The sequence below is a fragment of the uncultured Subdoligranulum sp. genome (assembly GCF_937890665.1).
On sequence record NZ_CALADU010000059.1, the window covers coordinates 1 to 5,955 of the forward strand.

General features: G+C 53.9%; 5 protein-coding genes and 1 pseudogene. 5 read left to right on the forward strand and 1 reads right to left on the reverse strand.

Features of this window, described 5'->3' with window-relative positions; all coding sequences use genetic code 11:
- Positions 1 to 114: 114 nt before the first annotated feature.
- Positions 115 to 924 (reverse strand): AraC family transcriptional regulator, encoded by an 810-nt coding sequence (locus Q0526_RS03290; protein ID WP_298730819.1) that lies wholly within the window; start codon positions 922 to 924, stop codon positions 115 to 117.
- Positions 925 to 1,132: 208 nt separating this feature from the next.
- Here Q0526_RS03290 and Q0526_RS03295 point away from each other — a divergent pair, with 208 nt between their 5' ends.
- From Q0526_RS03295 to Q0526_RS03315, 5 genes and pseudogenes are all read left to right on the forward strand, one after another.
- Positions 1,133 to 2,335, forward strand: coding sequence for a hypothetical protein (locus Q0526_RS03295; RefSeq protein ID WP_298730821.1), 1,203 nt, complete (start codon positions 1,133 to 1,135; stop codon positions 2,333 to 2,335).
- A 27-nt stretch (positions 2,336 to 2,362) separates the two neighbouring features.
- Positions 2,363 to 3,673 (forward strand): extracellular solute-binding protein, encoded by a 1,311-nt coding sequence (locus Q0526_RS03300; RefSeq protein ID WP_298730823.1) that lies wholly within the window; start codon positions 2,363 to 2,365, stop codon positions 3,671 to 3,673.
- Positions 3,674 to 3,773: 100 nt separating this feature from the next.
- Entirely contained in the window at positions 3,774 to 4,682 is a 909-nt protein-coding gene (locus tag Q0526_RS03305; protein WP_298730824.1) for a sugar ABC transporter permease, read from the forward strand.
- Positions 4,669 to 5,520 carry a carbohydrate ABC transporter permease gene (locus Q0526_RS03310; RefSeq protein WP_298730827.1) on the forward strand — a complete coding sequence of 284 codons (852 nt, stop codon included), beginning with the start codon at positions 4,669 to 4,671 and terminating at the stop codon, positions 5,518 to 5,520. The genes Q0526_RS03305 and Q0526_RS03310 overlap by 14 nt, the downstream gene beginning before the upstream one ends.
- 28 nt (positions 5,521 to 5,548) lie before the next feature.
- A pseudogene (locus Q0526_RS03315) lies at positions 5,549 to 5,955 on the forward strand (hypothetical protein); the annotation flags it as partial.

The window sequence follows — 5,955 nt, forward strand, 5'->3', positions numbered from 1 at the left end:
GCGCCCGCCGGGGGCATTGTGCGTCCCGCCCGCCGTGGGGCGCGGAACGCAAAACCGGCAAAAAATTTGAGAAAGTATATCCGGGCACCAGAAGAAGTTCGACCTCGAAAGTGGTCACACGATATGCCGTGTTTCATTGCGATAGTGGTTCGGGGTGACTTGCATCCGCCTTTTGAAAAAAGAACAGAAATGGCTTTCGTCATAAAAGTTCAACAGTTCCGCAATCTGGCGAATGGGGAGGTCGGTGTTCTGCAGCAGCAGGCAGGCTTTATTCAGTTTGATCTTCTGACAATATTCCACTGCGCCACATTCAAACTCGGTACGCACCATCCGTTCCAGATGCGTTTTGCTCAAATTCATCTTTTTGCACATCTGATCCAAAGTCAGGTCGTACCCTTTCCCGTCAGAAAACATATCCAAAAATTTTTCCCGGAAAGAATCGTTGTGGCCGAGAAAACCTTCGTCGATGAGCTTCAGGATGAACGCTTCCGAGGCGTTGAATAACATTAGGGTGTTGAGTTTGGTCAGATTGCGGATGGCCTTGAACAGATACTCGAATGTATAGGGAAACTGCACCATCGAAACGATCGCGAAGCCTTCAGGGTAAGTATTGCGGAACAGTTCAAAAATACCACGGCTATCCGGCTGGTTCAGGATGTCGATGCCGATCTGGCAGTATCCTTCCGGCGAGGAGAGGGCGTGCGGGATGTCCGGCGGCAGGATGACGGCCTGCCCCTCGTGGACTTGATACTGCCGGTCCTGGTATTGGACGAGCAGCGTGCCGGCGGTGATGAAGTTGACATGGTAAAAGGGATGGCTGTGCAATTCCATGTCGAATCCAGCCGAACGCTGCAGGATGTGCAGAATACGGTACGGGGCGGGAAGCTGGGTCATCATTTCGTTGCGAAGATAATAGTCCGGCATGGCAGGCTCCTTTTATAACGAATAGGCCAGGAAGGGCATGGTCTGATTTTACAATTTTCTGGTCCGAATGTAGATTGTATTACAGTCTTTCGTCCGTTATATTAAATATAGTTCAAACAGAAAAAATCGTCAACGCAAAAAAATATTGTGCAAAATGTACACAACTTGCGCTGATGTCTTAAAGTGCGGAAAGGGGTAAAGATTACAAATGAAAAAGGAAGTCCCGCCAGGATTTTTGAGCGATTACGCGCAGGGATTGCGCAGGATCTCCCCCGCGAAAGATGGATATCACTACTTTTTCGGGTATTATGACAATCCGGCGTATTCTGCCGATGATTCTTTGCATTTGTGCAACCGGGTCCCCTTTATGGACCGATTGCCCCGGGATGGTGATGTGAATGAGATGGGCGTTTTTGATCTGAATAGCGGCGCCTTCCATCCCATCGCCAAGACACTGGCATGGAACTTTCAACAAGGGTCCATGCTCCAGTGGTTTCCTGGACAAAAGGATACGGTTGTGTATAATGTATGGGAAAACGGACGTTACGGCTGCGTAGTACACAACTGGCGTACTGGTGAGCAGCGCCGCTATGGTTGCCCGGTAGCCAATGTTTCCCCGGATGGGCATTGGGGGCTTTCGGTAAATTTCAACCGCATCTACGACTTCCGCCCCGGATATGGGTACTGCAACCGCCGGGACCCCTACTACGACCAGCCCGCACCGGAGCAGGACGGCGTCACGCTATTGGATTTCCAGACTGGTGCAATGCGTCCGTTGCTGAACTACCGGCAGTTGGCGGCTCTGTACAATGTTACGCCGGAACTGGCAGGAGCTAAAATCGTCATCAACCACATCACCTTCAACCGCACGTCCGACCGCTTCCTGTTCCTGGTACGGTACTTCCCCGCACCGGGCCAGATGTGGAAAACCGGTCTGGGTACTTGTGATCTGGAAGGGAATGTGTACCTGCTGCGGCCGTACACCTACGCGTCCCATTATTATTGGAAAGATGGCGAAACACTGCTGATCTATGCCGATGGCGGCAACGGTCCGGGACTGTATGAACTGAAGGACCGTACCCAGGAGTACCGCGAATACTCCACAGAGATATTCCACGAAGATATTCACTGCACTTACTCCCCGGACCAGAACTTCATTCTGGGCGACGGCTATGCCGATGAGGAGGAATACCGCACCCTATACCTGTACCATATCCCCAGCGGGCGCTGCATGAAATTGGCCCGGGTCTATGCCCCGGCATTATGCGACTTTGATATCCGCAGCGACCTGCACTGCCGCTGGAACCACGCGGGAACGCATATTTCCTTCGACTCTATTCACGAAGGATTCCGCGGCTTGTATGAACTGGATGTTCGCGGCGCCAAGGCGGCGCTGGCAAAGGAATCATAAAAACCAAAGAAACGGAAGGTGACATTCATGAAAAAAATTGCTCTGACTCTTGCCTGTGCCATGTGTATGGGAACGCTGGGCACGGCGTGCGGTTCCAGCGGCTCGTCCACTGCTTCCGGCACCGGCGAAACGGCTGCGGGGGAACCCGTGGTCATTACCATCTGGTATGAGGGCAACGATTCCCGCCTGCCCTTCTTCGAAGCGGTAGAAGCGGAAATGCAGAAGGATTACCCCAACTATTCCATCGAAGCGGTCACGTTCGACAACGCCACCCTGACCACCAAGGCCCTGCAGGCGGCTACGACCATCGGCGGTGTGGATCTGATCTTTAACAGCGCATCCCGTCTTCTCAGCCTGTACCAGCAGTCCGGGCAGGCGTTTGAACCGCTTAACGATGTGCTGGCCTCCTGCGAGAATGCCGATGTGGTCACCGAGGGGGACATCAAACTGTGCAGTTCCGGTGAGGATCTGATCGTATTCCCGGTCAGCCGCTCTTTGGCCGGTCTGGGCGTCAAGACCGACGTGGCCGGGGTGGAAGTCACCGACGATACCATGCCGTCGACCTGGGACAAGTTCCTGGCGCTGGGTGAGCAGTATCAGGCGGCCGGTAAGGCCGGCTTTACGATGCATCTGGGGACCGATCCGGGGCAGGTGTTCAACCTGTTTATGTGCGGTAGCGGCTATTCCGACATCTGGCTGAACGCGGTGCCGGAATCCCAGATCGAGAACCACGCTGACCTGTATAAGGACATTCTCAATGTCTATGCGGGCGACAATGCTTTCTGGGATAAGGACGCCACCACCGAGGATTTCGCTGCCATGTATACCAAGATCCAGAGCGGCAGTGTGGGAATGTTCCGTGTGGGCGACTGGAACGTAGCCAACTGGGACAAGGCCGACAGCGGCGTGGGCGAATATGTGGTGACCACCTGGCCTGCCATGCGGGAAGGGGACACCGGCGGTCTGGTGAATACCGACGACCGCGGGCTGGTCATTCCCAAGAACGCCCCCAACAAAGAGGCCGCCAAGGTTTTCCTGCAGTACGTTCTGAGCGAAGCGGCCCAACTGGCCAGCTTTGAAACGATGGGCTCCTGCATCGATACCAGTGTGGTGCCCCAGGACCAGCTCAGCCCCAACCAGAAGATCTTCTTTGACCCCAATGTGACCATCTACTCGGTGGATACCTATGTATCTCAGTTGAGTTACGGCCCGGCAGTCAACGAAGTGTATGAAAAGGGCCTGACCAACGCCCTGAATGCCCAGTCTGCGGAGGAGATCGACGCGGCTGTTACAAAACTGCATGAAGATGTGAACAGCGCAATCGCAAGCAACCAATAAATGGGCGGCCGGCTGCGTGAGAAGATGCGCGCAGCCGGCTTCTCTGATTTGGTATCCCCTGTGATCCCGCAAAAAACCGTAATGGAGGAACACGAAGGCTATGAACAAGCATCGGCTGATTTCCCCGCAAAGTTGGAAAGCGGCAAGAAAGAACTGGATCCTTTATCTTTTTATCGGCATTTTTGCCGTACTTTCGCTGGTGTTCGGAATCTATCCGATGATCTGCAGCGTCTACTATTCCCTTTTCAAGACCAATACCATTTTTACCGAACCGGTGTTTGTAGGCCTTGAAAATTATCTGAACCTATTCAAGGATCCTTATTTTTGGGATTCCCTGAAAGTGACGGTACTGTTTACCGTTATTTCGGTCCCGCTGAACATGGTGTTTGCCCTTCTGTTGGCGCAGTTGCTGAACTACAAGGGCATCAAACGGGGCAAACTGCTGTTCAAACTGTGCATTTTTATCCCCTTTATCACACCGGACGTCGTGGGGTCGGTGGTATGGAAGCAGTTCTTCAACTCCCAGGGCGCTATGAACCAACTGCTGGAACTGGTGGGGCTGCAGCCGGTGGACTGGCTGACTTCCCCGGGGACTGCGCTGGGGGTACTGGCTTTTGTGGAATTGTGGAAGCATGTGGGCCTGTATACCATCATTTTCTTGACCAACTACCAGCTTATCGGCCGTACCATGTATGAAGCTGCCTGGATCGATGGCGCCAGCCCCTGGCAGGCTTACCGTTACATTACGCTGCCATCGCTCAAACCGGCGTTCACCCTCAATGCAGTGTATTCTGTGATCCAGTTCCTCAAAACGTATACTGTGGCGCGTATTATTACCTTTGGCGGCCCCAACTACGCCACCAACTTTTTGTCCTACTACGCCTACAGCAAATACGAAAAGATGGACTTTGGCTCCGCTACGGCGATCGCTACCTTCCTGTTCCTGTTCGTCGTTGTGCTGACTGTGCTGGGCTCGCGCCTTGGGAGGGAAAAACATGAAAATCAATAAGTTTGCCGCGGCCCTGGCCTATGCGGTGCTGATCGTGATCTCTCTTGTGATGATCTATCCCTTTTTGTGGATGTTCTTCTCCTCTTTCAAGACCAATCTCGAGATCGTACAGGACCCATTGTCCCTGTGGCCCAAGGAATGGGTGCTTACTGGCTATCAGAATATTGCCACCCTGGCGGGCAATTCCATCTGGCATTATATCAAAAACAGCCTGATTATCAGTGTCGGCACCACGCTGGTGGTGGTTCTGTCCACCGCGCTGGGCGGCTATGCCCTGTACCGCAATCGTAAGCTGCCGTTCTTTGGCGTCATCGAAAAGTCCTTCATGGTCAGTCTGATGTACCCGGCGGTGCTGCTGCTCATCCCCTTGTATGTGATCGTGGTGAACTTCCACCTGTACGGCAGCGGCAACTATCTGGGGATTATCCTGGCTTCTTCCACCGGCGCCTGGGGCGCAGCGCTGCCCTTCTTCCTGTTCAAGCAGTTCTTTGACTCTATGCCCTACGAACTGCTGGAAGCTGCGACCATCGACGGCGCTTCCGAGATCCGCCTCTTTACCCGTATCACCATGCCGGTGATGTATCCGGTCTTTACTACCGCTACGCTGATCTCTTTCCTTACCAGTTGGGGGTTGTGGCTGCCGGTACTCATGCTCTCTCAGGATATGAGCACCTATAACCTGGCCGCCATGCTGGTCAACTTGAACTCCGATCTGGGCGTAGACCTGTCCCAGACGGCGGCGCTGTCCACCGTGATCTCGCTGCCGGTGGTCGTGGTGTTCCTGCTGACCCAGCGCAAAGTTATGGAAGGTATCGCCGCGGGCAGTGTCAAGGGCTGATCCGGCACACGATAAGGAGAAAACCGTTATGAAACAGATGCTGGTCGATTATGACCATTTGCTGAACATTGATTATGACGCCCCGTTCCAGATCCCGCCGGTGGGCGCGGACACGTTGCTGGCGGCCCGTCCGGCCGAATCACTCAACGGCCAGTGGCGGTTTACCGTGGATGTGTTCGACACGTTTCTGCGCAAAAAGCTCTTTGATGCTGCATATACCGATGCCCAAGGCCGCGCACTGCCGGTGGACTGTGACCTGGACGGCTGGGAAACCGTCGATGTCCCCTCCTGCTGGAACCTGCAAAAGGAAAAATACTATTACTTTGAAGGTTCAGGCGTCTATACTCGCACCTTTCATTACACTCCCCGGCAGGAGGGGGAGCGGGTCTACCTGTACATAGGCGCCGCCAACTACGAATGCAGGGTATTCCTCAA

Excerpts from the sequence above, each read along its gene's own strand:
- Q0526_RS03305 (WP_298730824.1), top strand. The coding sequence starts at position 3,774 with ATGAACAAGCATCGGCTGATTTCCCCGCAAAGTTGGAAAGCGGCAAGA.
- Q0526_RS03290 (WP_298730819.1), bottom strand. The coding sequence starts at position 924 with ATGCCGGACTATTATCTTCGCAACGAAATGATGACCCAGCTTCCCGCC.
- Q0526_RS03295 (WP_298730821.1), top strand. The coding sequence starts at position 1,133 with ATGAAAAAGGAAGTCCCGCCAGGATTTTTGAGCGATTACGCGCAGGGA.
- Q0526_RS03310 (WP_298730827.1), top strand. The coding sequence starts at position 4,669 with ATGAAAATCAATAAGTTTGCCGCGGCCCTGGCCTATGCGGTGCTGATC.
- Q0526_RS03300 (WP_298730823.1), top strand. The coding sequence starts at position 2,363 with ATGAAAAAAATTGCTCTGACTCTTGCCTGTGCCATGTGTATGGGAACG.